The organism is Dokdonella ginsengisoli, from assembly GCF_042652785.1.
Classification (GTDB): domain Bacteria; phylum Pseudomonadota; class Gammaproteobacteria; order Xanthomonadales; family Rhodanobacteraceae; genus Dokdonella_A; species Dokdonella_A ginsengisoli.
On record NZ_JBHSHD010000002.1, the window covers coordinates 366,051 to 389,847 of the forward strand.

Genomic DNA, 23,797 nt, shown 5'->3' on the forward strand with positions numbered 1-23,797 from the left:
TACCCGACAAATGCTCGATTCCATCGTTTCCTTCGCCTCGCGCGGCCTGACGCAGGGTTCCTGGGGCACCTGGATCGTCTACCTGCTGGTCGTGACCCAGCTGACGATCTTCACGGTGACCCTGTACCTGCATCGCAGCCAGACGCATCGCGGCGTGGACTTCCATCCCGTGCTGGCGCACTTCTTCCGCTTCTGGTCGTGGCTGTCGACCGGCATGGTCACCAAGGAATGGGTCGCCATCCACCGCAAGCACCACGCCAAGGTGGAGACCGAGGAAGATCCGCACAGCCCGCAGATCTACGGCATCAAGAAGGTGTTCTGGGACGGCGTGGGTCTGTACCGCGACGCCAGCCACAACCTCGACGACATGGAGAAGTACGGCCGCGGCACGCCGGACGACTGGATCGAGCGGCACCTCTACGCACCGCACGCGTACTGGGGCCCGACCCTGATGGCGGTGATCAACCTCGCCCTGTTCGGCGTCGTCGGCATCGCGCTGTGGGCGATCCAGATGATCTGGATTCCGTTCTGGGCCGCCGGCTTCGTCAACGGCATCGGCCACTGGTGGGGCTATCGCAACTTCGAGTCCGCCGACACCTCGACCAACCTGTCGCCGTGGGGCGTGTGGATCGGCGGCGAGGAGCTGCACAACAACCATCACGCGTTCCCCAGCTCGGCCAAGTTCGCGCTGCGCAAGTGGGAGTTCGACATCGGCTGGGCGGCCATCCGCCTGTTCGAGACGCTCGGCCTGTCCAAGGTCCTGCGCGTCGCGCCGACCCTGGACGTGCGCCCGAACATGCACCTGCCCGACGCCGACACCGTGAAGGCCGTGCTGTCGCACCGCTTCCACATCATGAGCGACTACTTCCGCGGCGTCATCGCGCCGACCCTGCGCGAGGAAGCCGGCAAGGCCGGCGCCGGCATCGCCGCGCTGCCGCGCAAGCTGCGCAAGGCGCTCGGCAACGGCGGCCGCTGGCTCGACGCCGCGTCGCGCGAGCGCATGACCGCGTTCACCGAGAAGCACCCGCAGCTGCGCACGGTGTGCGAATTCCGCGCGCGCCTGGCCGCGCTGACCGAGCGCAACGGCCGCAACGCCGACGGCATGCTCGACGGCCTCAAGGAGTGGTGCCGCGAAGCCGAGGCGACCGGCATCCGCACGCTGGCGGAATTCGCCGCGCGCCTGAAAGGCTACCGGCTTGCGGGCGACGCGGGCTGAGTCCTTCCTGCCGTCCGTCGACGAAAAAGCCCGCCTCGCGCGGGCTTTTTCGTGCCCGGCGCCGGCGCCGTCACGGCAGGAATCGCTCCGCATGCTCGGGCGACGGCAGCCAGCAGGTCTGGCTGCGTCCGAACCATCGGTAGCGATGGCGCGCCAGCATCCGGTACGCCGGATCGCGCAGCCGCCGCGGCAGCAGCCGCAGCACGGCGAACGCGTGCCAGGCACCGCCGAAGCCGGTCAGCACGCGCACGATCGCGTCGCTGTCGGTCCAGTGAGCGCCGGCCTCGCACAGCAGCAGCGAATTCGGATCGTCCGGATCGAGCCCGTGCGCGTCGAGCAGGGCGCGGCCGGTTTCCGACTGCATTGCGGCGAAGCGGTAGCGGCCGGCGCGGTCGTGGCGCAGGATGAAGCGCACCCAGCGGCTGCACAGCAGGCAGACGCCGTCGAAGACGAGGATCGGATGGCCGGGGTCAGTCGGCATCGAGCGGCTCCAGCCAGCCGGAATAGGCGACCAGCAGGCCGATCCACGGCAGGCGCGCGGCCGCGGCGAAACGGTAGCGACCTTCCTGCTCGCCGCAGCTGGCCGCGATGCCGTCGAACCAGCGCAGCGGCAGGGGCAGGCCGAACAGGCGTACCTCGCAGGCGGTCCAGCGCAGCGTGCCGTCGGCGCAATGCGGCGAGAACGCGAAGCGCGACGCGCCGATGACTTCCTCGAACGCGCCGGGCCGCCGCGAGCGGCGCAGGCGCGAGCGCATCACGCGGCCGGGAAACCGGCGCGTCCACGTCTCCGCGCCCGCCTGCTGCCGGATCTCGACCTCGATCGCCGCTCCGCTCACCGGCGCCGGCAGGCGGAACAGCGCGCGCAGCAGGCGCGCCGGCAGGCGCAGGTCGCCCTCGACGTCCACGCGGCCGCGCGCACGCACGAGCGGGCGGCCGCCGTGCATCGCACGCACGCTCGGCGGCAACGACGGCCAGCGTGGGCCGAGCAGGTCGGGAAACAGGGCGGCTTCGCTCATCGGTGCATGGTGCCTGCGCGTGCGGAGCCGGAAAAGAAGAAACCCGCCACGAGGGCGGGTTTCCGGTAAAGCGCTGTCCGCGTCCTGCGGTTACTTGATCTTGCCTTCCTTGTAGGCGACGTGCTTGCGGATGACGGGGTCGTACTTCTTGACCTCCATCTTTTCCGGCGTGTTCTTCTTGTTCTTGTCGGTGGTGTAGAAGTGGCCGGTGCCGGCCGAGGAGATCAGACGGATCTTGTCGCGCTTGGATGCCATGGTCGGTTACTCCTCAGATCTTCTCGCCGCGCTTGCGCAGCTCGGCGACGACGACTTCGATGCCCTTCTTGTCGATCGTGCGCAGCCCGTGGCTGGACACGCGCAGGGACACCCAGCGCTTCTCGCTCGGCACCCAGAAGCGGCGCTCGTGCAGGTTCGGCAGCCAGCGGCGCCGGGTCTTGTTGTTGGCGTGGGAAACGTTGTTGCCGGACTGGAAGCTCTTTCCGGTGACTTGGCAGACTCTGGACATGCGAACCTCGCAAGTTTTCGATTCCGTCCTTGGCCAGGACGGCGGCGGCCCAGCGGCGGCGGTGCGCCATGCGGTGCTGGAGGTCCCCGGACGTCCGACGCGGGCGGACCGCATGACCGGATTTCCGCGTGCCCGGAGGGCGATGAACGGCGCAGGGAGCCGCGCTTTATAGCCGAATCAGCAGCTTGCGGCAAGTGCGGGCGCGACGAAGGGACGGACGGCCGCTGCAGCCGTCCGCCCCCGAGAGCCCGGGCGCCGCGCCTGCGAGGCGCGCGCCGTCGGATCAGTCCTTCTTCTGCGCCGACGCGCCGGCGGCATCGTCCTGCTCGTCGCCTTCGACGGTGACGCGCGTCTGCTGCTCGCGAATCGAGGCGCGGATTTCCGACTTGGTCAGGAAACCGTCGTGATTGGCGTCGATGTCCTCGAAATGCTGGGCCAGGACCGGATTGGCCTCGCTGGCTTCTTCCTGGCTGAGCTTGCCGTCGCCGTTCGCGTCGGCGGCCTTGAAGTCGCGGTTGAAGGCGGCGCGCTGGCGGTCGAGGAACCTTCCCAGGCCGACCCCGAATTCGTCGCGGTCGATGGTGCCGTCGTGGTTGGTGTCGAAGCGCTCGAACGAACGCTGGACGTAGCGGGCCCGGCGGTCCTTCTGCGCGCTGCCGTCTTCGTCGTCGTCGGCAGCGGCGGCCGGCGCGGCGGCGGTCTTGGCCGGTGCGCCGGACTGCGCATGCGCGGCACCGACGCCGAGCAGGAGGACCAGGGCGGCAAACGGCAGCGCGGCGCGAACGGAATGGATCGACATGATGCCTTCTCCTGCGAGAGTGGACGGGTCGGTTCAGCGGCGATGATGATGGCGATCGCGGCGATCGTAGTAGTCGCGACGGTCGCGGCGGTCGTAGTAGTCGCGGCGATCCCAGCGGCGGTCGTGGCGATCCTTGGTCAGCACGTTGCCGATCACGCCGCCGGCGGCGGCACCGCCGACCGTGCCCCAGACATCGCCGTTCGTCAGCAGCGCACCGCCGACCGCGCCGAGGCCGACGCCGATCAGGGTGTTGCGCTTCTTGTTGTCGCGGGCGACGGCACCGTCGGCCATCAGCAAGGCGAACAGCACGGCCAGCAGCAGCGCGCCGGCACGGCGAAGCGGACGCGGCGGCGCGACGGAAACGGCGGCGGACGGGGAAAGAGTGCTCATCACGGCGGACCTCCTGCGGATGCGCGACGGAATCGCGAAAGGCAGCGGAGCCGGTCGAACGAAGCCGGTGCCCGCTGCACGGACAGTGGCCCGACTGTACGAACGACGCCGGGGCGGATCAACCCGAGACGGGCCGGCGCAGCGGGGGCCGTTCAGCTAGCGACACGCGCTCTACACGACGCGCGCGCGGCCTTTCACGTTTCCTCGACGTCGGTGCGCCGCGACCGCTTGATCAGCCAGCCGACCCCGCGCAGGTCCGAGATGCCGACCAGGGCGCGGTTGAGGTTGTTGTACTTGGACACGCCGGTACCGCGTGGGCGATGGTTGACCGGCACGCTGCGCACCTGCCAGCCGGCGCGCTGCATCAGCGCCGGCAGGTAGCGGTGCATGTGGTCGAAGTAGGGCAGGTCGAGGAAGGCGGCGCGCTCGAACAGCTTGATGCCGCAGCCGGTGTCGGGCGTGTCGTCGCGCAGCAGGCGCGAGCGGATCGCGTTCGCCCATTTCGATGCCCAGCGCTTGCTGCCCGAATCCTTGCGGTTGACGCGCCAGCCGGCGTACAGCTTGATCGCCGCCGGCGATTCGTCGCGCATCGCGACCAGCTTGGGGATGTCGGCCGGATCGTTCTGGCCGTCGCCGTCGAGCGTGGCGATCCACTGGCCGCGCGCGGCCTTGACCCCGTTGCGGATCGCCGTGCTCTGGCCGCTCTGTGCCAGGTGCCGGATCACGCGCAGCTCCGGATACTGCGCCTTCGCCTGGTTCAGCACGGCGAGCGAGTCGTCCTTGCTGGCGTCGTCGACGTAGACGATCTCGAAATCGGCCCTGCCGCGCAGGGCGGCGGCGATTTCGGCGAGCAGCGGCGGGATATTGTCGCGCTCGTTGAACACGGGCACGACGACGGACAGTACGGGCATGCGGATCGGGACCGGCGCGAAAGAGGCGCATTATCGCCGAAGGCGGGCTCCGGCGGCGGGACTCAGGGCGCCCCGGCGGCGGAAAGCCGCGGCGGCCCCTCGATCGCCTCGTGCCAGGCGCGCTCGAGCGCGCCGAAGCTGTCGCGGTCCTTCGCCAGCATCACCAGGGTGCCGTCGCGGATCGGCACCTCGCGCCCGCGCAGGCCGGCACGCTCGAAGTCCGTGCTCGCCGGCACGCGGTGCTGGACGACGTAGAGCACGCTGACCGGCTCGCCGCCGCGCGGCATGACCATGTGCACGGTGCGGTAGTCGCCGACCGGGCATTCGCTGACGTAGGCGACGCCGTCAGGCACCGAGACGAGCGCGACGCCGCGGTCGGCGAAGGCCTTGCGCACGTCCGCCTCCGGCAGCGCGGCGGTGCGCGACAGCGCGTCGCGTTCGTGCGGCCCGGTCACGTGCTCGGCGACCAGCTGCGACAGCGGCGCGGTCACCGCCGCCTGCCGCCGCCACACGCCCAGCGCGAGCACCAGGCTGGCCGCCGCGGCCAGCGCGATCCAGCCCAGGCGCGCGCGCCGCGAGCTGCGCTGGCGCCGTTCGCCGGTCAGCTGCGCGAGCAGGATGCGATCGGCCAGGCCGTCCGGCACCGCCACGCTCAGTGCCGAGGCCAGGCGCGCCTCGAAGGCCTGCGCGCGCGCGTACGCCTCGGTGCAGAACGGGCACGATTGCAGGTGTTCGCGCGCGTCGCGGTCGGTGACGTGCGGATCGACGCCGAGCCGGCGGCGGAACTCAAGGCAGTCCATGCGCCTTCACCTCCCTGGCCGTGTCCTCGTCGAGCATGGCGCGCAGCTTCTGCCGCGCACGGAACACCTGGGTCATCACGGCCGCTTCGCTGATCTCCAGTTCGCGCGCGATCTCGGCGCAGGAAAAACCGCCGAGCACCTGCAGCACCAGCGGTTCGCGGTATTTGGGTTCGAGCCGGGCGATCGCCGCGCGCAGCACGGCGTCCTCGCCGCGATGCTCGGGGCCGGGCACGCCGTCGGCGAGTTCCAGCTCGTCGATGTCGGTGGTCGGCAGCGGCTTGCGCTCGTACAGGCGCGCGTGCTCGCGGCGCAGGATGGTGGTCAGCCACGCCTTCGCCGCGACGTCCTCGCGCAGGGAATCCAGGCTGCGCCAGGCGCGCAGGAAGGTCTCCTGCACGAGATCCTGCGCCAGCGCCTCCTGGCCGCACAGCCAGTAGGCGTACCGATACAGCTCGCCGGAATGCGCGCGCACGAGGGCCTCGTACTGTTGCTGACGTTGACTCACGTCAGCAACAGACCGGGCTCGGGCGTCCTCGCTTGCAGATTCCCTCATGCGCGGCAGTGTTACTCCGGCGGGCCGTCGAAACCGTTCTCGAAAATCAGGTCCGCCGCGGTGACCGTGAACTCGACCGGCAGCGTGACCGGATTATGCGCCGTATCGTTGCTGTGCACGCACAGGTTGGCGCTGTACGTGCCGGGATCGAGCGCGCTCGCATCGAAGATCGCATCGACCGACGACTGCGCGCCCTGCGCGACCGAGCCGGCCGCCGGATCGACGCTGAGCCACGGCACGGCGACCGGGCTGGCGCAGTCGCCGGACGAGGTGTCGGCGGTCCAGTCCAGCGGTGCGTCGCCGGTGTTGCCGATGTCGAACGCCTGCGTCGTGCTCTCGCCGGCGGCGGCCTGCGCCGCGAGGCTCGTCACCGACAGCTCCAGCACGGGTGCGGTGGCCGCCTGCACGATGATGATGCCGGACATGCCCTGGCCGCCGGCACCGCCGTGGTTTTCGCAGTAGAAGCGGAACTCGCCGACGTTCGGGAACGCCACCGTGCAGTTCGCGTCGCACGAGAACAGGCTGTCGTCCGAACGCAGTGGATGCAGGCCGCTGGCCGTGAAGGCGACCGAATCGCCCGGCGCGATCGTCAGCGTGTTGGGCGTGTAGGTGAAGCCGGAAATGCCGATCTGGTGCGTGGTCCCGCCGACCACCCGCACGATGCCGGACATGCCCTGGCCGCCGGCGCCACCGTGGTTGGCGCAGTAGTAGCGGTATTCCCCGGGCGTGTCGAACGTCTGCGTGCAGGCCGCATTGCACGAGAACAGGTCGTCGTCCGAACGCAGCGGATGCGTGCCGCTGGCGGCGAAATCGACCGAGTCGCCGACCTGGATGGTCAGGTCGTTGGGCGTGTAGGTGAAGCCCGAGATGCCGACCTGGTGCGTGCTGCCGCCCAGCGTCGCGGCGGGCTCGGGCAGGCCGCGCCCGTTGCGGGCGAACACGTCGCGGCCGGCGACGAAGACGAGTACGGCGGCGACGAGCGCGAGCGCGGCGGCCACGGAAACACGATGGCGTTGCATGACGATCTCCCCAGGACGTTGGTCCTGCTGAGTACCGCCATGGCGCCCGAAGGTTGCCGGCGCAGGCGCCGGTTCAGCGGATGCGTTCGAGCAGGCCGTCCAGCTCGTCGAGGCTGTGGTAGTGGATGACCAGCTTGCCGCGGCCGTTGCGCGCGTGCTCGAGGTTCACGCGCGTGGCGAGCTTCTCGGCCAGCTCGCGTTCGAGCGAGGCGATGTTCGGGTCGCGCGCCGGCTTGCCCTTGGTCTGGCCGACGACCGGCACGGCGAAGCGGCGCACGGCCTCCTCCAGCTCGCGCACCGACCAGCCCTTCTCGGCCGCCTCGCGCGCCAGCGCGGTCGCGCGCGCCTCCGGCTGCACCGTCGCCAGCGCGCGGGCGTGGCCCATCTCCAGCCGGCGGTCGTCGAGCAGGCGCTTGATCTCCTCCGGCAGGTCGAGCAGGCGCAGCAGATTGGACACCGCCGCGCGCGAACGGCCGACCGCGTCGGCGGCCTGCTGGTGGGTCAGCTCGAACTCGTCGATCAGCCGCGCCAGCGCCTGGGCTTCCTCCAGCGGCGACAGGTCCTCGCGCTGGATGTTCTCGATCAGCGCCATCGCCACCACGGCCTGGTCGGGGACTTCCTTGACCAGGGCCGGGATCTCGGCGAGGCCGGCCTGCTGCGCCGCGCGCCAGCGACGCTCGCCGGCGATCAGCTCGTAGCGGCCCGGCCCGATCGCGCGCACGACGACCGGCTGGATCAGGCCCTGCGCCTTGATCGACGCGGCCAGTTCCTCGATGCGCTCGGCGTCGAAGTGGTGGCGCGGCTGGTACTTGCCGGGCCGGATCGCGGCGGTTTCGAGCGTGCGCAGCTCGCCTTCCGTCTCGCCTGCGGCCACCGCCGGCGCGCCGGGATCGCCGCCGCCGAGCAGGGCGTCGAGGCCGCGTCCGAGTCCGAGTCCTTTTTTCTTCGCCGCCATGGGGGTTCTCCGGGCGATCGTCCTGATCGCGAAAGTCAAAAAGCGGCCGTCCTGACCGCCCGCTTCAGGGGGATGCCGCTTCGACGGGTCCGCGCTCGCGCCGCAGCATCTCGCCGGCGAGGCCGAGATAGGCGACCGCGCCGCGCGACTCGCGGTCGTACAGGTTGATCGGCTTGCCGTGGCTGGGCGCCTCGGCCAGGCGCACGTTGCGCGGAATGATCGAACGGAACACCTTGTCGCCGAAATGCTTGGTCAGCTGCAACGACACCTCGTTGCCGAGGTTGTTGCGCACGTCATACATCGTGCGCAGCAGGCCCTCGATCTCGAGCGCCGGATTCAGCCGCGCGCGCACCGCCTTGATCGTGTCGAGCAGGCTCGACAGGCCTTCCAGCGCGAAGTATTCGCACTGCACCGGAATCAGCACGCCGTGCGCCGCGGTCAGCGCGTTGATGGTCAGAAGATGCAGGGTCGGCGGGCAGTCGATCAGGATCGTGTGGTAGCGGTCGCCGAGCTTGGCCAGCTGGTCCTTCAGGCGCATCTCGCGCGCGAGGGTGTCCATCAGCTTCAGCTCGGCGGCGGTCAGGTCGCCGCTGCCGGGCAGCAGATCGAAACCGGCCTCGGTCGGCTGGATCGCCTGCTCGATGGTCGCTTCCTCGAGCAGCACCTCGCAGCCGGTGAGCGTGACGGTGCGCTTATCCACCCCGGCCGCCATCGTCGCGTTGCCCTGCGGATCCAGATCGATCAGCAGCACCTTGCGCTTCGCCTCCGCCAGGGCGGCGGCGAGGTTGACCGCGGTCGTGGTCTTGCCGACCCCGCCTTTCTGGTTTGCCACCGCGATGATGCGCGTCATGCCGAAGGCCCCTGCCGTTCCGGCGCGTCCGGCCGGACCCGCTTGATTACCACGACATGCCGTTCCGCGTCCAAGCCCGGCACGGCGAGCGCGTCGACTTTCTCCACCACGAAACCGGGCGGCACCGCGGCGAGTTCCTCTTCGGGAAAGCGCCCCTTCAGGGCCAGCCAGACGCCGTCCGCGGCGAGCAGGTGCCCGCCCCAGGACAGCATCTCGGCGAGGCTCGCGAACGCCCGCGCGGTGACGCAATCGTACGTGCCCTCGACCGCCTCGACGCGGCTTTCGACCACGCGCACGTTGGAAAGCCCCAGCTCGCGCGCGGCGGCACGCAGGAAGCGCGTCTTCTTGCCGTTGGAGTCGACCAGGGTCACCGCGCGCTGCGGCGCCGCGATCGCGAACGGCACGCCGGGCAGGCCGGCGCCGCTGCCCAGGTCGGCCAGCGTGGCGCCGCGCACGTACGGCAGCACGGCCAGCGAATCGAGCAGATGGCGCGTGACCATTTCGTCGACGTCGCGCACGGCGCTCAGGTTGTAGGTCGCGTTCCAGCGCGCCAGCAGCGCGACGTACGCGAGCAGCCGCTCGACGGCGGCGGCGGGAAGATCGAGGTGCAGGGCTGCGAGGCCGGCGACGAGGCGCTGCCGCAGCCGATCTCTGTCAGACATGCGGCTTGGACTTCGACGATCGGGGCGATGCGGGGCGCGCAGTATCCGCGCCGGACGTTCCGAAATCCACCGCGGCGCGAAGACAGGCGAGCGACGGCCCCATGCAGGGCCGTCGCGATTCAGTCCAGCGCGGCGAGGTCGACGCGGGCGATCAGCAGGCCGGTTTCGCGCAGCTGCGCGTTCAGCGACTGCTTGAGCCAGCCGCGGCGCGCGTCGGGCGTGGCCGGCAGGCCGGCGTCGGCGAACAGCCGGCGCGTGGCGTTGCGCAGCAGGTTCTCGACGTCCTCGATGACGACGTCGGCGCGCTGCGGATCGAGTACCTGGAAGTAGACCACGCCGCGGTGGCGCTGGCCGTCGAGCTCGAGATCCTCCACCGGCACGGCCGCGCCGGCCAGGCTGATCTTGTGCGCGACGCGCTCGACCAGCGGCACGACCAGATGCGTGCCGGAACCGACGATGCGCACGTGACCGCCCATGCGCCGAAAGGTGTAGACATGTCCTTCCGGAATGCGGCGGATGGAAGCGACCACCAGCAGGGCCAGGGCGCAGAGGGCAGCGAGAATGATCGGGGACAACATTTTTCTTATCTCTACCGCAAGTTACGAAACGTACTTTGCGCTTCGTATGAAGTGTACAGGGCAGGTGGGTTAATGATTGCTTAACAGTTTGCCCGGCGCATTCATAACTAAAGCTGAACATTTGTCACGAAGGGGTACGACGTTCGGCGTATCCGCCTGACAGCCGGGGATCGACCGGCACCGGCACCGGCCGTTTTCGGCGAAGGGCGCGCGGAAATCCGGCGCCGGCGCGGGCGACACCACGCCGCACGGACCGGCCGGAAGCGGTGCGTACAATGCGCGTCTTCCCGATCGCCGGTACGCGCATCCGATGGCCTATCCGCACACCCGTCTCCGCCGCATGCGACGCGACGCGTTCTCGCGCGCGCTGATGCGCGAAACCGACCTGAACGCCGCCGACCTGATCCTGCCGGTGTTCGTGCGCGAGGGCCGCGACGTCGCCGAAGCGGTGCCGTCGATGCCCGGCGTGGAGCGCGTCTCGATCGACCGCCTGCTGCGCGTCGCCGCGCAGGCGAGCGAACTGGGCGTGCCGGCGCTGGCGCTGTTCCCGGTCACGCCGCCGGAGGCGAAGTCGCTCGACGCGCGCGAGGCCTGGAATGCGGACGGCCTCGCCCAGCGTGCGGTGCGCGCGCTGAAGAAGGAGTTTCCGGAACTCGGCGTGATCACCGACGTCGCGCTTGATCCGTTCACCACGCACGGCCAGGACGGCCTGATCGACGAGGCCGGCTACGTCGTCAACGACGTCACCGTCCAGGCGCTGGTGAAGCAGGCCGTGTCGCACGCCGAAGCCGGCGCCGACATCGTCGCGCCGTCGGACATGATGGACGGCCGCATCGGCGCGATCCGCGCCGCGCTCGAGACCGGCGGCCACATCCACACGCGCATCCTCGCCTATTCGGCCAAGTACGCCTCCGCGTTCTACGGCCCGTTCCGCGACGCGGTCGGCTCGGCCGGCAACCTCGGCAAGGGCAACAAGTACACCTACCAGATGGATCCGGCCAACAGCGACGAGGCGCTGCGCGAGATCGCGCTGGACCTCGACGAAGGCGCCGACATGATCATGATCAAGCCGGCGCTGCCGTACCTGGACATCGTGCGCCGCGCCAAGCGCCGCTTCGGCGTGCCGACCTTCGCCTACCAGGTCAGCGGCGAATACGCGATGCTCAAGGCCGCCGCGCAGAACGGCTGGCTCGACGAGCGCGCCTGCGTGATCGAGGCGCTGACCGGCATCCGCCGCGCCGGCGCCGACGCGGTGCTGACCTACTACGCGCTCGACGTCGCGCGCTGGCTGCGCGAGTCGCGCTGAGGCGACACGTCGAACGGAAGCCGCTCCACCAGGGGCGGCCTGAATCCACCGGAGCGATTGCATGCCCGCCCCTTCGGCCGCCGCCCGCTATGCCGTCTTCGGCCAGCCGATCGCGCATTCGCTGTCGCCGCGCATCCACGCCGCGTTCGGTGCGCGGCTCGGCATCGCGATCGACTACCGTGCGATCGAAGCCGGCGCCGGGGAATTCCCCGCACGCCTGGCTGCCTTCGCGCGCGACGGCGGCCGCGGCGCCAACGTCACCCTGCCGCTGAAGCAGGACGCGCTCGCACTGTGCGCAGCCCTCAGCGACCGCGCGCGCCGCGCCGGCAGCGTCAACACGCTGATCCGCGCCGGCGAAAGCTGGCACGGTGACAGCACCGACGGCGCCGGACTGCTGCGCGACCTGCGCGACCGCCACGGCTTCGAACCACGCGATCGCCGCGTGCTGCTGCTCGGCGCCGGCGGCGCTGCACGCGCGGCCGCGTTCGCGTTCGCCGATGCCGGCGCGAGAGAGCTGGTGATCGCCAACCGCACGCACGCACGCGCCGCCGGACTCGCGCAGGCGATCGGCGCCGTCGCCAGCGCCACGGCCCTGGACGCGCTGGAAGCGCTCGGCCGCTTCGACCTCGTCGTCAATGCGAGCGCCGCCGGCCACGCCGGCGCGTCGACCGCGCTGCCACGCACGCTGCTCGACGCGCACACGCTGTGCTACGACCTGTCCTACGGCAAGGCCGCGCAGCCCTTCCTCGACGCCGCGCGCGAAGCCGGCGCGCGCCGCGTCAGCGACGGCCTGGGCATGCTGGTGGAGCAGGCAGCCGAATCCTTCGCGGCGTGGCACGGCGAGCGGCCCGATACCGAACCCGTCCACGCCGCGCTGCGCGAGGGCTGAGGCGTGGACTGCCGCCCGCACTGCGGCGCCTGCTGCATCGCGCCGTCGATTTCCTCGCCGATCCCGGGCATGCCGCAGGGCAAGCCGGCCGGCGTGCGCTGCGTGCAGCTGACCGACGACAATGCCTGTGCGATCTTCGGCCGGCCCGAGCGGCCGGCGGTGTGCCGCACCCTGCGGCCGTCGCCGGCGATGTGCGGCACCGACCGCGCGCAGGCGCTGGCGACACTGGACGCGCTCGAGCGCGCGACCCGACCCACCTGACCTGCGGAGCGACGATGGAAGCGGATTTCTGGCTGCAACGCTGGCGCGAGAACCAGATCGGTTTCCACCAGGCGCACACGACGCCGTCGCTGGAACGCTACTGGAGCACGCTCGAACTGCCGCGCGGCAGCCGCGTGTTCGTGCCGCTGGCGGGCAAGTCGCTGGACCTGGTCTGGCTCGCCGCACAGGGTCATCGCGTGCTCGGCGTGGAGCTGTCCGCGCTGGCGGTCGAGCAGTTCTTCGCCGAGAACGGCTTGACGGCCACGGTGCACGAATCACGCTACGGCCGGCATCACGTCGCCGGCGCGATCGAGCTGATCCATGGCGATGCGTTCGCGCTGGACGAGGCGGCACTGGCCGACTGCAGCGGCGTGTACGACCGCGCGGCGCTGATCGCGCTGCCGCCGGCCACGCGCGCCCGCTATGCCGGCGAACTCTATGCGCGCCTGCCGTCCGGCTGCCGCGGCCTGCTGGTCACGCTGGAGTACCCACAGCCGCAGAAGAAGGGACCGCCGTTCTCGGTCGAGGAAACCGAGGTGCGCGCGCTGTACGCGCCGCGCTGGGACGTCGAGCGGCTGGAGCGCCGCGACGTGCTGGCCGAGGAGCCGCGTTTCGTCGCCGAAGGCCTGACCGCGCTGAGCAGCGCGGTGTATCGCCTGCGGCATCGCCCTGGCTAGGCCGGCTGCGCCAGGTAGCGGTTCTTCAGCTTCACGTACTGCCGCGCCGAGTAGGACAGTTTCTCGATTTCCTGCGGCGACAGCTCGCGCACGCAGCGCGCCGGGTTGCCCAGCCACAGCTCGCCTTCGCCGACGATCTTGCCCGGCGGTACCAGCGCGCCGGCGCCGATGATCGCGTGGCGCTGCACCACGGCGCCGTCGAGCACGGTCGCGTGCATGCCGATCAGGCAGGCGTCGCCGATCGTGCAGGCGTGCAGGATCGCGCCGTGGCCGACGGTGACGTCGGCGCCGATCACCAGCGGCAGGCCGCCGGGCGAGTACGGGCCGTCGTGCGTCACGTGCAGCACGGCGCCATCCTGGATATTGGTGCGCGCGCCGACACGGATGTAGTGCACGTCGCCGCGCGCGACCGCGCAGGGCCAGAACGAGGCGTCCTCGCCGATCTCGACGTCGCCGATCACGACGGCGGCCGGGTCGACGTAGGCACTGGCCGCGACGCGCGGAACGAGATGGGCGTAGGGACGGATGTTCATCGGCGCTCGCGCAGCACGGCGCCCAAGCGTAGCAGCGCAGGCCACTGCGGCGCGCGCCTCACGCGTCCGCCCGGGCCAGTTCGCGGCACAGCGCCGCGGTGGCCTCGTCCTCGGCGAAGCAGCTTTCGATGCGCAGCTCGTCGAGGGTGACGTCGCGCGGCGTGGCGAAAGTGGTGATGGTCGAGAAGAAGCGCAGCTCGCGGTCGTGCTTGCGGAACGCCACGGTGAGCAGGGGCGCCGGTGCGGCATCGAGCTCGCGGCGCCGCCAGCGCGCCGGAACGCCGGGATAGGAGAGCGCCTCGTCGAGCAGGGCGCGCGCATGCGGATCGCCCGGTGCCGTGCGCAGCGCGCCGTGCAGATGGCGGATCAGTTCGGCGGCGACCTCGTTCCAGTTGGCGACGGCGCCGCGCAGGTCGGCCGGGTCGAAGAAGTGGCGGATCATGTTCCGGTGCGGGCTGTCGCGGCCGTCGAGCAGGAAGCGGTTCACGCGCGCCGCCGCGCGATTGGCGCCGAGGATGTTCCAGCGTCGGTCGACGAGGAAGGCCGGATACGGCTCCTGCTGCACGAGCAGCAGATCGACGGCGCGGCGCACCTGGGTCAGCGAGGGCGCGTCCAGCGGGGCTTCGCCGTAGCGCGGCGCGTAACCGGCCGCGACCAGCAGTTCGTTGCGCTCGCGCAGCGGCATCTCGAGCGCTTCGGCGAGCCGCTCGATCGCCTCGCGGCTCGGCTTCGCCTTGCCGGTCTCGACGTAGCTCAGGTGCCGGCTGGACAGGCCGGCCTCGAGCGCGAGATCGAGCTGGCTGAGGCGGCGCGCAGCGCGCCATTCGCGCAGCAGGATGCCGATCTGGGGTGCGGACATCGAGGAAGGAGCCGGCCGGAAACGCGCCGAGCATAGCGGCCCATTCCGGTCCCGGCCACGCCGCACCCGCGCCTGCCACGGCGGCGCACGCAATGCGATGACCTCGCAGGTCATGACGCGATGACCCGGCGCGTCATTGCCGGTCGATGCGGCGAGGCCGAGCATCGCCGCACGTCTCCCGCCTCCGGATTTGCCCATGAATCGTCGACGTTTTCTCGCACTCGCCGCCGCTGGCGTCGCGGCCGGCGCTGCCACTTCATTCGATTCGCTTGCCGCAGCGGCCGCCGAGGCGCCGCTCGACGCGGCGGCATTCAACGCCGCGCGCCGCTTCGTGCGCACCGCGTTCGGCAACATCGCCTACGTCGAGCGCGGCGCGGGCGCGGGCGCGCTGTTCCTGCACGGCTTCCCGCTGAACGGTTTCCAGTGGCGCGGCGCGCTGCCGGCGCTGGCCCGCCATCGCCGCTGCATCGCACCGGATTTCATGGCGCTCGGGCACACCGAGGTCGCCGCGGGCCAGGACGTCGGCCCGCAGGCCCAGGCGGCGATGCTGATCGCATTGCTCGACGCGCTGAAGATCGGCTCGGTCGACCTGATCGCCAACGACAGCGGCAGCCAGGTCGCCCAGCTGCTGGTCGCGCGCCATCCCGGGCGCGTGCGCACGCTGCTGCTGACCAACGGCGACTCGGAGATCGACAGCCCGCCGCCCGCGCTGGCGCCGGTGATCGAGCTGTCGAAGGCCGGACGCTACTGCGACGAATGGCTCGCGCCGTGGCGGGCCGATCCGGCGCTGGCGCGTTCGCCGCAGGGCATCGGCGGCCTGTGCTACGCCGATCCGGCGCATCCGACCGACGAGGCGATCGAGGCGTACTTCGCACCGATCCTGGCGACACCGGCGCGCAAGGCGCTGATGCACGCCTATGCGATCTCGCTGGAGCGCAATCCGCTGCTCGGCATCCGGCCGGCGCTGCGGCGCTCGCGCGTACCGACGCGCATCGTCTGGGGCACGGCCGACACGATCTTCTCGGCCGACAGCCCGGACCATCTCGAGCGCAGCTTCGGCGCATCGCGCGGCGTGCGCCGGCTGGAAGGCGCGCGCCTGTTCTGGCCGGAAGAACGCCCGGAGGTGATCGTCGAGGAGGCGCGCCGGCTGTGGGGAGTGGCCGGCTGAGAGCGCCCGCGGCCCGCGGCGGCGCGCTTGATTTCGCCGCCGCCGTGCGCCACGTTGGCGGTTCGTTCCGCCAATCGCCTTTTCATGGACGCCTCCAACCCCCTGCTCGATCCGCGCGGCCTGCCGCGCTTCTCCGCCATCCGCCCCGAGCACGTCGAACCCGCGGTCGACGCGATCCTCGCCGACTACCGCGCGCGCATCGACGCGCTGCTCGCCTCCGACGCGCCGCGCGATTTCGCCGGGGTGGTGCTGCTCGGCGAGGAACTGGAAGACCGCCTCAACCGCGCCTGGGCGCCGGTCTCGCACCTGCACGGCGTGGCGGACAGCGAAGCGCTGCGCAAGGCGTACTCGGCCGCGCAGGAGAAGATCGTCGACCACGCCAGCGAACTCGGCCAGAACCGCGCGCTGTACGCCGCGGTGAAGGCGGTCGACGAGACGCCGGCGATGCGCACCTTGCCGCGCGCGGCGCGCACCCTGGTCGAGCACGAGCTGCGCGACTTCCGGCTCTCCGGCGTCGCGCTGGAGGAACCGGCGCGCTCGCGTTTCCGCGAGATCGAAAGCGAGCTGGCGCGGCTGGCCACCGAGTTCGAGGAGGCCGTGCTCGACGCGACCGACGCGTGGAGCGAGACGCTCACCGACGAGACGCAGCTGCGCGGCATCCCCGAATCCGGCCGCGCCGTGCTGCGCGCCTACGCCGAGGAAAAATCGCTCGACGGCTGGCTGGTCACGCTCAAGCAGCCGAGCGTGCAGGCCGTGCTGACCTACGCCGACGACCGCGCCCTGCGCGAGCGCGTCTACACCGCCTACCAGACGCGCGCGTCCGACCAGGGGCCGACCGCGAATTCGTTCGACAACTCGCCGCGCATCGAGAAGATCCTCGCGCTGCGCCACGAGGCGGCGCAGCTGCTCGGCTTCCGCGACGCGGCCGAGGAATCGCTGGCGACCAAGATGGCGCCGTCGCCGGACACGGTGCTGGCGTTCCTGCACGATCTGGCCGCGCGCGCCAGGCCGGTCGCCGAGCGCGAACTGGCCGAGCTGCGCACGTTCGCCGTGGACCAGCTCGGCCTGGCGGACCTGCAGCCGTGGGACGTCGGCTACGCCGCGGAGAAGCTGCGCGAGAAGAAGTACGCGCTGAACGAGGAGGAGCTCAAGCCCTACTTCGCGCTCGACGCGGTGCTGGGCGGCTTCTTCGAGATCGTGCGGCGCGTGTTCGGCGTGTCGCTGAAACTGCGCGAAGGCGTCGACGTGTGGCATCCCGACGTGCGCTACTACGACCTGATCGGCGCCGACGGACAGGTCTTCGCCGGCGCCTACGTCGATCTCTACGCGCGCAGCGGCAAGCGCGGCGGCGCGTGGATGGACGTGTGCGTCAACCGCTTCGTGCGCAGCGGCCGCGACGACGGCACGCAGCTGCCGGTCGCGTTCCTCACCTGCAACTTCGCCCCGCCGACCAGGGAAACGCCGTCGCTGCTGACCCACGACGACGTGCTGACCCTGTTCCACGAGTTCGGCCACGGCCTGCATCACCTGCTGACCGAGGTCGACTACCCCGGCGTCGCCGGCATCAGCGGCGTGGAATGGGACGCGGTGGAGCTGCCGAGCCAGTTCATGGAGAACTACGGCTGGCAGCGCGAGGCGCTCGACCTGTTCGCGCGCCACTGGAAGACCGGCGAGAAGCTGCCGGACGCGCTGTTCGAGCGCATGCAGGCGGCGCGGCATTTCCACGCCGGCCTGTTCCTCGTGCGCCAGCTCGAGTTCGGCCTGTTCGATTTCCGCATCCATCGCGAATTCGATCCGGCGCGCGGCGCGCGCGCGATGCCGATCCTGGGCGAGGTGCGCGAGGCGGTCGCCGTGATCCATCCGCCCGCGTGGCAGCGTTTCCCGCACGCGTTCACGCACATCTTCGCCGGCGGCTACGCGGCCGGCTACTACAGCTATCTGTGGGCCGAGGTGCTGTCGGCCGACGCGTTCGAGCGCTTCGAGCAGGCCGGCGTGTTCGACCGCGCCACCGGCGAGGCGTACCGCAAGGCGATCCTCGCCGTCGGCGGTTCGCGACCGGCGCTGGAGAGCTTCGTCGAGTTCCGCGGGCGCGAGCCCAAGCCCGACGCGCTGCTGCGCAGCTACGGCCTGGCCGCCTGATGCCGCGTCACCAGCAGGTGCAGCGGAAGAACCGCAGCACGCCTTCGCCGCGGTTGGCGAAGGCGTGCGCCCGGGCGCTGTCGAGCAGGTAGGGATCGCGCTCGATCGCGATCGATTCGCTGCCGATTTCCAGGGTCAGCCGCCCCTCGGTGACGAACAGCAGCACGCGCCAGCCCTGCGGATCGGCGGCGGCCTCGTAGCGTTCGCCGGGCTGCAGCCGCCACTCCCACACCTCGACCTCGCGCCGCGCCTCCACGCTCCAGCGCAGCACGCCCTCGCCGCCGTGCGGGCCCGACCAGCCGAGCCGGTCGACGGCCTGCGTGCGCGGCGCGGCGGGATCGCGTACCAGATCGGCCAGCGTCGCGTTCAGCGCGATGCCGATCCGGTCCAGCGTGGCGGTGCTGGCGCTGCTGGCGCCGGCCTCGATCGCGCCGATCATGCGCAGGCTGATGCCGGAGCGCGCGGCCAGCTCCTTCTGGCTGAGCCCGGCGGCCAGGCGCCGCGTGCGCAGGTTGATGGCGACGTGGGTCATGAAACCCGGCGTGACTTGACTCGGCAAAATTTTGCCTCTAAGAATGCGTGCAATATTTTGCTTATAGCGGAGTCCGTGCATGTTGCCAATCCGTCGCCGCGGGATGCGGCTGGGTCCGGTCCTGCTTTTGCTGCTCGCGGCGCAGGCCGGCGCGGCCGCACCGGCCGCCGCGCCTGTGGCCCTGAGCGCGGCGCAGGCCCGCGAGGACGTCCAGCTCGCCGCCGACGCCGCGGAGGCGGCCCTGACCGATCCGTTCTGGCACCAGTCGCGCGAGGAATGGACCGCGGCGCGGGCGAGCGCCCTGGCCGAGGCGGAGAAGGCGCGCGATCCGATGCGCGTGTACGCGATCGTCGCCACGCTGATGGCACACCTCGGCGAAGGCCACCTGACCGTGCGGCCGCCGGCGGCGGCGATCGAGCACCAGCGCCGGACGGCGGCGGTGCTGCCGCTGGACCTGCACTGGAGCGGCGAAGGCATCTTCGTCGTCGCCGGCCACGGCGACGCCGCGGACATTGCGCACGGCAGCCGCCTGCTGTCGATCGACGGCGAGGGCGAGGACGCGCTGCTGGCCGAGCTGGCCTCGATGATCCCGCGCGACGGCCGCATCCTGACCGGCCCGATGCGCGACGGCGCCGGCAAGGGCTATGCCGTGCTGCGCCATCGGCGCCGCGGCGACGAAGCGCGCTTCGAGCTGCGCTGGCGCGCGCCGGACGGAACGGTCGTGCAGCGCACGGCAGCCGCCTTTCCGCTGCGCCGGTGGCCGGCGGCGAAGGACGAGGAGGAAAGCCGCGTGGCCACGCTGGAATGGCTGGCGCCGTCGCTGGCCTACCTCGTCGTGCCCAGCTTCTCCAACCGCGTCTACCGCGCGGCCGGGCTGGATTTCCGCGACGAGATGCGGCGAATCTTCGAGGAACTGCGCCGCGGCCGGGCCACCCGCCTGATCCTCGACCTGCGCCAGAACGGCGGCGGCTCCGAACCGAACGAGAGCATCCTGTTCTCGCATCTGGTCGCCGAACCGCTGCGCAAGTACGCCGCGGTCGAAGCGCGCGGCGAGGAACTGGCGGTGAGCAGCCGGTCCGGCCGCCGCTACGACCATCGCGTCTTCGACGCGGACGAGCTGAACTTCCAGCAGCTCCTGCCCGACGGCCGGCTGAGCCGCCTGAACGTGCCGCCCGAGGGCTTGATGACGCACTGGGAGCCGGCCACGCCGGTGTTCTCCGGCCGCCTCGTCGTGCTCGCCGGCGGCGCCACCTTCTCCGGCGGGGCCGAGCTGGCCTCGATGCTGTACCACGTGCGCCGCGGCGTGTTCGTCGGCGAGGAAACCGGCGGCGCACACGAGGGCAACGCCAGCGGCTACACCTGGGAGATCGAGCTGCCCCACAGCGGCGTGCGCCTGCACCTTCCGCTGCTGCAGTTCCGCTTCGCCTGGCCGGGCCTGCCGCGCAACCGCGGCGTGCCGCCGGACTGCGCCGCGCCGCCGCGCGTCGAGGAGATCGGCGTGCGCCGCGACCGCGCCTGGCGCATCGCCAGGGACGTGGTCGAACAGGAATGGGCGACGCCGGACGAGGCGCGCTGTCCGGCCGCGGCCGACTGAAGCTTCCGCTCAGCGGTCGAACGCGTCGCGGAAGATCACCTGCGGATCCTGCAGCGGGCGCACGTCCAGGGACAGCGAGTCGAAGTGGCGCAGGCGCGCGGGGATCGTCGATCTCACGGTGGCGACCAGGCCGGCCGATACGCGGTCCCCGCCGCAGCAGGCGGCGAGGTAGGTCAGGAAGCTCTCCGCGACGTCCTCGGAGGTGGGGTTGTCGCGGGCGTAGGTGGAGATGAACTCGGCGTCGTCGGCCTGCGCCGACAGCCAGCCGGGCGCGTTCGCCACGTCGGCGTCGAGCACCGCGTGCGTGGCTTCGTGCAGCAAGATTTCCTCCAGCACGCCCTGCGCGACGTAGCTTTGCGCCAGCGCGCCGGTGTGGATCAGCACGGCCGGGTGCACGCCATCGAAACTCGTTCCGCCGAACGGCTCGTCGCCGGCGTGGATCCACACGTAGGCCAGATGCCGGCGCAGCACGTTCGGCAGGCGTCCGATGACCGGCGCGTAGTCCGCGGCGCGCTGGCGCGCGGCGTCGACGAACTCCGGGTTCACCTGGAACTCGACGACGTGGCCGTCGGAGAACGCGGCCTCGTAGAGGAAGACGTCCATCGTGACGTAGCCGCCGACGCGACGGTCGTACAGCAGGCGCGAACCGGTGCCCGCGTCGGTCAGCGTCGTGAATGCCGTCGGATCGTCGTCGGTGATCAGCGCCGGCGCGATGAAGGCGGTGCCCGAGTGCGGCGGCGCCGCAGCGGCGGCGGCCGGCAGCAGCATTGCCGCAGAGGCGAGCGCGGCGGCGAATCGCCATCCGCGTGTGCGGCGCACGCGCGGCCGGTCGATGTTCAAAAAGGGCATGTCCGTCCTCCGCGTTCGCTCCGGCGTTCGATGGTGAACGCGCAGGAAGGCGCAGCCGCGGATCACCGCCGTTGCGGCCGGGCGTGCGAGAGGGACTTGCGGCGGCCGGATGGCCGCGGGGAGGGAGAAGCCGCGGAGGCCGCGAGGGCCTCCGCGGGAAAGCGTGTCGTCGTCTACGCGCTCAGTCGAGCAGGTCGGCCGGCACGTTGCCGCCGTTGGCGGCGATGCGCGCCAGCACGGTCTTGTGCAGCCAGATGTTCATCTTGGCGGAGTCGGCCGTCAGCTCGGACGGAATGCCCAGCTCCTGCGCCAGCTCCTTGCGCGCGGCGAGGCTGCTGTCGATGCCGAGCAGCTTGAGCAGGTCGACGATCGAGGTGCGCCAGTTGAGCTTTTCCGGATGGTTCGCCGCGCGCTCTTCCAGCTGGGCCACGACGTCGACCACCTCGATCGGCGTCGGCGCCGGCGGTGCAGCCGGAGTCGGTGCCGGAGCCGGTGCGGAAGCGGCCGGTTCGGCGGCGGCCGGCGGCGGTGCGGCGGGTGCCGGCTCGGCGGCCTTGGCCTTGCCGAAACCCAGCGTCGAAAGGACTTTGTCGAAAATACCCATGGCGTGCTCCCTTGATGGTCGTGGTCGAACCCTGGCGTCGCCGCGGCGCGGTCGACGGATGGCCGCCTACTATGCGGCAGATCGAGCATGCCGCGCGCAATGCGTCACACGATGTATCGAATGAGACGATACGGTTGCAAAACGTGACGAATCGCGCGCGGCGCTATCGGCGCAGCAGCAGCACGCGCAGCCAGCGCGCGCGCCACGACAGCGTGAACGCGACGGCGAGTGCGGCGGCGGCGAGCGACATCACCCACACCAGCGCCGCCATCGACGGATGGTCCACGCGCAGGCACAGCGCCAGCGACGAGACGAGCGCGAGCGAGCCGAGCACGCGCAGGCCGCTCGCCGTCGCCGGCGAGCGCGCGGCGTCGCCGAACACCTGCCGCCAGTGCGGCTCCATCGCCAGCGCGAACCAGCCCGTGCCGGCCAGGCTGGCGAGCAGGGCGGCGAGCAGAAGCACCGAGTCAGGCATGCGAGACCTCCGCGCGCGTGCGCGCAGGCGGCGCACGCCGGACCAGCCGCCGCGCGGCGAGCAACGCGACCGCGGCGCCGGCGAGCAGGAACAGGTCGACGCCGGCCACCGGCCAGTAGCCGTTGCCGAGGGTACGGATCAGGTGGTCGCCGGTGGTCGCCCAGTTCAGCAGCACGGCGAGCACCGCGAGCACGCCGACCGCGAAAGCCTGCTCGTGCCAGGCCGGATTGCGCTCGCCGCGCGCGACTGGCGCGCTGCGCCAGAACGCGTGCGCCATCGCCAGCGCCCAGGCGCCCCAGAAGGCGTAGCGCTCGAGATCGCCGCGGCCCGGCCAGCCGGCTGGCGAGGTTTCCGGCAGCAGGCGGTTGGCGATCAGGATGCCGAGCGTGGCGAGCAGCATGCCGGTCACGGTGGTCACCGCCATCGCGTCGACGAGCCGCGCGCCGTGGCTGTCCTGCCTGGCGTGCTGGCGCTTGCGCTTCTCGACGAAGAACAGGAATCCGGTCGCGATGCACACGCAGCCGGACAGGCCGCCGAGCACGTACAGCCAGCGCAGCAGCCAGTGGCGGAAGTGCTGCAGGTGCAGGCCGGTGAGGAATTCGTTGACGCTGTCGACCGTGCTCGCCGGCGGGTCCTCGCGCAGCAGCTCGCCGGTCGAGGCCTTGAAGTGGATGCCTTCGCCGGTCAGCGCGATGCGGTCGGTGCCGGCGCGGTAGACGCTGACGTAGGCGTTGGCGTCGCCCACGTGCTGCACCGAGAGGAAACCGACCTCGCCGGCCATGCCGCGCTCGTGCCAGCGGCGCTGCGCCTGCGCCACCATCGCGTCGACCGAGGCCAGCGGCGCGGCGATGCCGGCGCGATCGTGCGGCAGCCCGGTTTCGGCCGCCTCGATCCTCTCGTGCAGGTCGTGCAGCGGCTTGAGCTGCGTTTGTGTAAGCGGGAAGTAGATGCCGGCGAAGATCACCAGTCCGGTGAAGGCGAAGAAGAAGTGGAACGGCAGCGCGACGACGCCGGCCATGTTGTGCAGGTCGAGCACGCTGCGCTGGTTCTTGTTCGGCCGGAACGTGAACAGCTCGCGGAAGAGCTTGCGGTGGATGACCACGCCGCTGACCAGCGCGACCAGCATCATCAGCGCGGAGAAGCCGACGATCCAGTAGCCGACCTCGTGCCACTCCAGCGTGAGGCTGTAGTGCAACGGATAGAAGAACTGGCTGCCGATCTTGAGATGGTCGTCCGACAGCGACCTGCCGTCGCGCGGATCGATGGTGCGCTCGCCCCAGACCGCTTCCTCCGGATCCTTCGCGTTGGGCACCTCGTAGCCGGCGAACAGCCCGAGCACCGGATCGCGGTGCGTGGTGTAGGCGCTCCACTGGCGCACGACGTCGAAATGCTCGGGCATCGGGCCGTTCACGCGGTCGCGCATCAGGTCCACGCTCTCGCGCGAAGGCTGCATGCTCTCGAACACCGGCCGCAGCACGCGATCGAACGAAGGCATCGGCTGCGGCGCGAAGCGCGACTCGGGAATCGCCCAGCGGTCGATCTCGCGGTCGAACACCGACAGCGAGCCGAAGAAGAACACCACCACCAGCACGAAGCCGAGCAGCAGGCCGAACCAGGTGTGCAGCCAGGTCATCGCCTGGCGGAAGGTCTGGAACAT

General features: G+C 71.1%; 29 protein-coding genes. 8 read left to right on the forward strand and 21 right to left on the reverse strand.

Features of this window, described 5'->3' with window-relative positions; translation table 11 throughout:
* The first annotated feature begins 10 nt into the window (after positions 1-10).
* Positions 11-1,216: a DesA family fatty acid desaturase gene (locus tag ACFO6Q_RS01925; protein ID WP_380018800.1), complete on the forward strand. Its 1,206-nt coding sequence runs from the start codon at positions 11-13 to the stop codon at positions 1,214-1,216.
* 70 nt (positions 1,217-1,286) lie between these two features.
* Here the strand turns inward: ACFO6Q_RS01925 and ACFO6Q_RS01930 are convergent, their stop codons facing one another.
* The 14 genes from ACFO6Q_RS01930 to ACFO6Q_RS01995 form a co-directional block, all read right to left on the reverse strand.
* Positions 1,287-1,697: a thiol-disulfide oxidoreductase DCC family protein gene (locus ACFO6Q_RS01930; RefSeq protein WP_380018801.1), complete on the reverse strand. Its 411-nt coding sequence runs from the start codon at positions 1,695-1,697 to the stop codon at positions 1,287-1,289.
* Positions 1,687-2,232 (reverse strand): DUF4166 domain-containing protein, encoded by a 546-nt coding sequence (locus ACFO6Q_RS01935; protein ID WP_380018802.1) that lies wholly within the window; start codon positions 2,230-2,232, stop codon positions 1,687-1,689. The genes ACFO6Q_RS01930 and ACFO6Q_RS01935 overlap by 11 nt, the downstream gene beginning before the upstream one ends.
* A gap of 90 nt (positions 2,233-2,322) precedes the next feature.
* Positions 2,323-2,487 (reverse strand): 50S ribosomal protein L33, encoded by a 165-nt coding sequence (rpmG, locus tag ACFO6Q_RS01940; protein WP_380018803.1) that lies wholly within the window; start codon positions 2,485-2,487, stop codon positions 2,323-2,325.
* Between the two features lie 13 nt (positions 2,488-2,500).
* Complete coding sequence (rpmB, locus tag ACFO6Q_RS01945) at positions 2,501-2,737, reverse strand: 50S ribosomal protein L28 (RefSeq protein ID WP_291182640.1); 237 nt, start codon at positions 2,735-2,737, stop codon at positions 2,501-2,503.
* Positions 2,738-3,020: 283 nt separating this feature from the next.
* On the reverse strand, positions 3,021-3,536 hold the full coding sequence (locus ACFO6Q_RS01950; RefSeq protein WP_380018804.1) for an EF-hand domain-containing protein: 516 nt from the start codon (positions 3,534-3,536) through the stop codon (positions 3,021-3,023).
* 33 nt (positions 3,537-3,569) lie between these two features.
* Positions 3,570-3,926, reverse strand: a complete 357-nt coding sequence (locus tag ACFO6Q_RS01955) for a hypothetical protein (protein WP_380018805.1) — start codon at positions 3,924-3,926, stop codon at positions 3,570-3,572.
* Positions 3,927-4,120: 194 nt separating this feature from the next.
* Entirely contained in the window at positions 4,121-4,843 is a 723-nt protein-coding gene (locus tag ACFO6Q_RS01960; RefSeq protein ID WP_380018842.1) for a glycosyltransferase family 2 protein, read from the reverse strand.
* A gap of 56 nt (positions 4,844-4,899) precedes the next feature.
* On the reverse strand, positions 4,900-5,637 hold the full coding sequence (locus tag ACFO6Q_RS01965) for a DUF3379 family protein (protein WP_380018806.1): 738 nt from the start codon (positions 5,635-5,637) through the stop codon (positions 4,900-4,902).
* Complete coding sequence (locus ACFO6Q_RS01970; RefSeq protein WP_380018807.1) at positions 5,624-6,190, reverse strand: sigma-70 family RNA polymerase sigma factor; 567 nt, start codon at positions 6,188-6,190, stop codon at positions 5,624-5,626. The genes ACFO6Q_RS01965 and ACFO6Q_RS01970 overlap by 14 nt, the downstream gene beginning before the upstream one ends.
* An 11-nt stretch (positions 6,191-6,201) precedes the next feature.
* Positions 6,202-7,209 carry a BACON domain-containing protein gene (locus tag ACFO6Q_RS01975; protein ID WP_380018808.1) on the reverse strand — a complete coding sequence of 336 codons (1,008 nt, stop codon included), beginning with the start codon at positions 7,207-7,209 and terminating at the stop codon, positions 6,202-6,204.
* Between the two features lie 73 nt (positions 7,210-7,282).
* Entirely contained in the window at positions 7,283-8,164 is an 882-nt protein-coding gene (locus ACFO6Q_RS01980) for a ParB/RepB/Spo0J family partition protein (RefSeq protein ID WP_380018809.1), read from the reverse strand.
* Between the two features lie 64 nt (positions 8,165-8,228).
* Positions 8,229-9,014, reverse strand: a complete 786-nt coding sequence (locus ACFO6Q_RS01985; RefSeq protein WP_380018810.1) for a ParA family protein — start codon at positions 9,012-9,014, stop codon at positions 8,229-8,231.
* Entirely contained in the window at positions 9,011-9,676 is a 666-nt protein-coding gene (gene rsmG, locus ACFO6Q_RS01990) for a 16S rRNA (guanine(527)-N(7))-methyltransferase RsmG (protein ID WP_380018811.1), read from the reverse strand. Before rsmG ends, ACFO6Q_RS01985 begins: the two co-directional genes overlap by 4 nt.
* 119 nt (positions 9,677-9,795) lie before the next feature.
* Positions 9,796-10,254: an SPFH domain-containing protein gene (locus ACFO6Q_RS01995; RefSeq protein WP_380018812.1), complete on the reverse strand. Its 459-nt coding sequence runs from the start codon at positions 10,252-10,254 to the stop codon at positions 9,796-9,798.
* Positions 10,255-10,564: 310 nt separating this feature from the next.
* Here ACFO6Q_RS01995 and hemB point away from each other — a divergent pair, with 310 nt between their 5' ends.
* The 4 genes from hemB (at position 10,565) to ACFO6Q_RS02015 (ending at position 13,387) form a co-directional block, all read left to right on the forward strand.
* On the forward strand, positions 10,565-11,560 hold the full coding sequence (gene hemB, locus ACFO6Q_RS02000; protein ID WP_380018813.1) for a porphobilinogen synthase: 996 nt from the start codon (positions 10,565-10,567) through the stop codon (positions 11,558-11,560).
* A gap of 61 nt (positions 11,561-11,621) precedes the next feature.
* On the forward strand, positions 11,622-12,449 hold the full coding sequence (gene aroE / locus ACFO6Q_RS02005) for a shikimate dehydrogenase (protein WP_380018814.1): 828 nt from the start codon (positions 11,622-11,624) through the stop codon (positions 12,447-12,449).
* Between the two features lie 3 nt (positions 12,450-12,452).
* A complete protein-coding gene (locus ACFO6Q_RS02010; protein ID WP_380018815.1) occupies positions 12,453-12,710 on the forward strand; it encodes a YkgJ family cysteine cluster protein in 258 nt (85 codons plus the stop codon).
* Between the two features lie 14 nt (positions 12,711-12,724).
* Positions 12,725-13,387, forward strand: a complete 663-nt coding sequence (locus tag ACFO6Q_RS02015; protein ID WP_380018816.1) for a thiopurine S-methyltransferase — start codon at positions 12,725-12,727, stop codon at positions 13,385-13,387.
* On the opposite strand, the gene ACFO6Q_RS02020 is transcribed toward ACFO6Q_RS02015, so the two are convergent.
* Together ACFO6Q_RS02020 and ACFO6Q_RS02025 are read right to left on the reverse strand one after the other, a co-directional pair.
* Positions 13,384-13,920 (reverse strand): gamma carbonic anhydrase family protein, encoded by a 537-nt coding sequence (locus tag ACFO6Q_RS02020; protein ID WP_380018817.1) that lies wholly within the window; start codon positions 13,918-13,920, stop codon positions 13,384-13,386. The genes ACFO6Q_RS02015 and ACFO6Q_RS02020 overlap by 4 nt on opposite strands.
* A gap of 58 nt (positions 13,921-13,978) precedes the next feature.
* A complete protein-coding gene (locus tag ACFO6Q_RS02025; protein ID WP_380018818.1) occupies positions 13,979-14,779 on the reverse strand; it encodes a helix-turn-helix domain-containing protein in 801 nt (266 codons plus the stop codon).
* A gap of 196 nt (positions 14,780-14,975) precedes the next feature.
* Here ACFO6Q_RS02025 and ACFO6Q_RS02030 point away from each other — a divergent pair, with 196 nt between their 5' ends.
* Positions 14,976-15,947, forward strand: a complete 972-nt coding sequence (locus tag ACFO6Q_RS02030) for an alpha/beta fold hydrolase (RefSeq protein ID WP_380018820.1) — start codon at positions 14,976-14,978, stop codon at positions 15,945-15,947.
* Positions 15,948-16,031: 84 nt separating this feature from the next.
* Complete coding sequence (locus ACFO6Q_RS02035) at positions 16,032-18,086, forward strand: M3 family metallopeptidase (RefSeq protein ID WP_380018821.1); 2,055 nt, start codon at positions 16,032-16,034, stop codon at positions 18,084-18,086.
* 7 nt (positions 18,087-18,093) lie between these two features.
* Here ACFO6Q_RS02035 and ACFO6Q_RS02040 read toward each other — a convergent pair whose 3' ends face one another.
* The gene (locus ACFO6Q_RS02040) at positions 18,094-18,618 is read right to left on the reverse strand and encodes a helix-turn-helix domain-containing protein (protein ID WP_380018822.1); all 525 of its coding nucleotides are present in this window, start codon (positions 18,616-18,618) and stop codon (positions 18,094-18,096) included.
* A gap of 79 nt (positions 18,619-18,697) precedes the next feature.
* Here ACFO6Q_RS02040 and ACFO6Q_RS02045 point away from each other — a divergent pair, with 79 nt between their 5' ends.
* Complete coding sequence (locus tag ACFO6Q_RS02045; RefSeq protein WP_380018823.1) at positions 18,698-20,212, forward strand: S41 family peptidase; 1,515 nt, start codon at positions 18,698-18,700, stop codon at positions 20,210-20,212.
* 9 nt (positions 20,213-20,221) lie between these two features.
* On the opposite strand, the gene ACFO6Q_RS02050 is transcribed toward ACFO6Q_RS02045, so the two are convergent.
* The 4 genes from ACFO6Q_RS02050 to ACFO6Q_RS02065 form a co-directional block, all read right to left on the reverse strand.
* Positions 20,222-21,061 (reverse strand): hypothetical protein, encoded by an 840-nt coding sequence (locus ACFO6Q_RS02050; protein WP_380018824.1) that lies wholly within the window; start codon positions 21,059-21,061, stop codon positions 20,222-20,224.
* 181 nt (positions 21,062-21,242) lie between these two features.
* Positions 21,243-21,665 (reverse strand): DUF3597 domain-containing protein, encoded by a 423-nt coding sequence (locus ACFO6Q_RS02055; RefSeq protein ID WP_380018825.1) that lies wholly within the window; start codon positions 21,663-21,665, stop codon positions 21,243-21,245.
* 163 nt (positions 21,666-21,828) lie between these two features.
* Complete coding sequence (locus ACFO6Q_RS02060) at positions 21,829-22,140, reverse strand: DUF3325 domain-containing protein (RefSeq protein WP_380018826.1); 312 nt, start codon at positions 22,138-22,140, stop codon at positions 21,829-21,831.
* Positions 22,133-23,797 (reverse strand): PepSY-associated TM helix domain-containing protein, encoded by a 1,665-nt coding sequence (locus tag ACFO6Q_RS02065; protein ID WP_380018827.1) that lies wholly within the window; start codon positions 23,795-23,797, stop codon positions 22,133-22,135. The genes ACFO6Q_RS02060 and ACFO6Q_RS02065 overlap by 8 nt, the downstream gene beginning before the upstream one ends.

Bases quoted from the DNA above. Each gene is read 5' to 3' on its own strand.
- rpmG (WP_380018803.1), bottom strand. From the start codon at position 2,487: ATGGCATCCAAGCGCGACAAGATCCGTCTGATCTCCTCGGCCGGCACC.
- ACFO6Q_RS01965 (WP_380018806.1), bottom strand. From the start codon at position 5,637: ATGGACTGCCTTGAGTTCCGCCGCCGGCTCGGCGTCGATCCGCACGTC.
- ACFO6Q_RS01970 (WP_380018807.1), bottom strand. From the start codon at position 6,190: ATGAGGGAATCTGCAAGCGAGGACGCCCGAGCCCGGTCTGTTGCTGAC.
- ACFO6Q_RS02065 (WP_380018827.1), bottom strand. From the start codon at position 23,797: ATGTTCCAGACCTTCCGCCAGGCGATGACCTGGCTGCACACCTGGTTC.
- ACFO6Q_RS02050 (WP_380018824.1), bottom strand. From the start codon at position 21,061: ATGCCCTTTTTGAACATCGACCGGCCGCGCGTGCGCCGCACACGCGGA.
- ACFO6Q_RS01925 (WP_380018800.1), top strand. From the start codon at position 11: ATGCTCGATTCCATCGTTTCCTTCGCCTCGCGCGGCCTGACGCAGGGT.
- ACFO6Q_RS02060 (WP_380018826.1), bottom strand. From the start codon at position 22,140: ATGCCTGACTCGGTGCTTCTGCTCGCCGCCCTGCTCGCCAGCCTGGCC.
- ACFO6Q_RS01955 (WP_380018805.1), bottom strand. From the start codon at position 3,926: ATGAGCACTCTTTCCCCGTCCGCCGCCGTTTCCGTCGCGCCGCCGCGT.
- ACFO6Q_RS02025 (WP_380018818.1), bottom strand. From the start codon at position 14,779: ATGTCCGCACCCCAGATCGGCATCCTGCTGCGCGAATGGCGCGCTGCG.
- ACFO6Q_RS02040 (WP_380018822.1), bottom strand. From the start codon at position 18,618: ATGACCCACGTCGCCATCAACCTGCGCACGCGGCGCCTGGCCGCCGGG.
- aroE (WP_380018814.1), top strand. From the start codon at position 11,622: ATGCCCGCCCCTTCGGCCGCCGCCCGCTATGCCGTCTTCGGCCAGCCG.
- rsmG (WP_380018811.1), bottom strand. From the start codon at position 9,676: ATGTCTGACAGAGATCGGCTGCGGCAGCGCCTCGTCGCCGGCCTCGCA.
- ACFO6Q_RS01995 (WP_380018812.1), bottom strand. From the start codon at position 10,254: ATGTTGTCCCCGATCATTCTCGCTGCCCTCTGCGCCCTGGCCCTGCTG.
- ACFO6Q_RS01930 (WP_380018801.1), bottom strand. From the start codon at position 1,697: ATGCCGACTGACCCCGGCCATCCGATCCTCGTCTTCGACGGCGTCTGC.
- ACFO6Q_RS02055 (WP_380018825.1), bottom strand. From the start codon at position 21,665: ATGGGTATTTTCGACAAAGTCCTTTCGACGCTGGGTTTCGGCAAGGCC.
- rpmB (WP_291182640.1), bottom strand. From the start codon at position 2,737: ATGTCCAGAGTCTGCCAAGTCACCGGAAAGAGCTTCCAGTCCGGCAAC.
- ACFO6Q_RS02030 (WP_380018820.1), top strand. From the start codon at position 14,976: ATGAATCGTCGACGTTTTCTCGCACTCGCCGCCGCTGGCGTCGCGGCC.
- ACFO6Q_RS01980 (WP_380018809.1), bottom strand. From the start codon at position 8,164: ATGGCGGCGAAGAAAAAAGGACTCGGACTCGGACGCGGCCTCGACGCC.
- ACFO6Q_RS01985 (WP_380018810.1), bottom strand. From the start codon at position 9,014: ATGACGCGCATCATCGCGGTGGCAAACCAGAAAGGCGGGGTCGGCAAG.
- ACFO6Q_RS01950 (WP_380018804.1), bottom strand. From the start codon at position 3,536: ATGTCGATCCATTCCGTTCGCGCCGCGCTGCCGTTTGCCGCCCTGGTC.
- ACFO6Q_RS01935 (WP_380018802.1), bottom strand. From the start codon at position 2,232: ATGAGCGAAGCCGCCCTGTTTCCCGACCTGCTCGGCCCACGCTGGCCG.
- hemB (WP_380018813.1), top strand. From the start codon at position 10,565: ATGGCCTATCCGCACACCCGTCTCCGCCGCATGCGACGCGACGCGTTC.
- ACFO6Q_RS02015 (WP_380018816.1), top strand. From the start codon at position 12,725: ATGGAAGCGGATTTCTGGCTGCAACGCTGGCGCGAGAACCAGATCGGT.
- ACFO6Q_RS02035 (WP_380018821.1), top strand. From the start codon at position 16,032: ATGGACGCCTCCAACCCCCTGCTCGATCCGCGCGGCCTGCCGCGCTTC.
- ACFO6Q_RS02045 (WP_380018823.1), top strand. From the start codon at position 18,698: ATGTTGCCAATCCGTCGCCGCGGGATGCGGCTGGGTCCGGTCCTGCTT.
- ACFO6Q_RS02020 (WP_380018817.1), bottom strand. From the start codon at position 13,920: ATGAACATCCGTCCCTACGCCCATCTCGTTCCGCGCGTCGCGGCCAGT.
- ACFO6Q_RS01975 (WP_380018808.1), bottom strand. From the start codon at position 7,209: ATGCAACGCCATCGTGTTTCCGTGGCCGCCGCGCTCGCGCTCGTCGCC.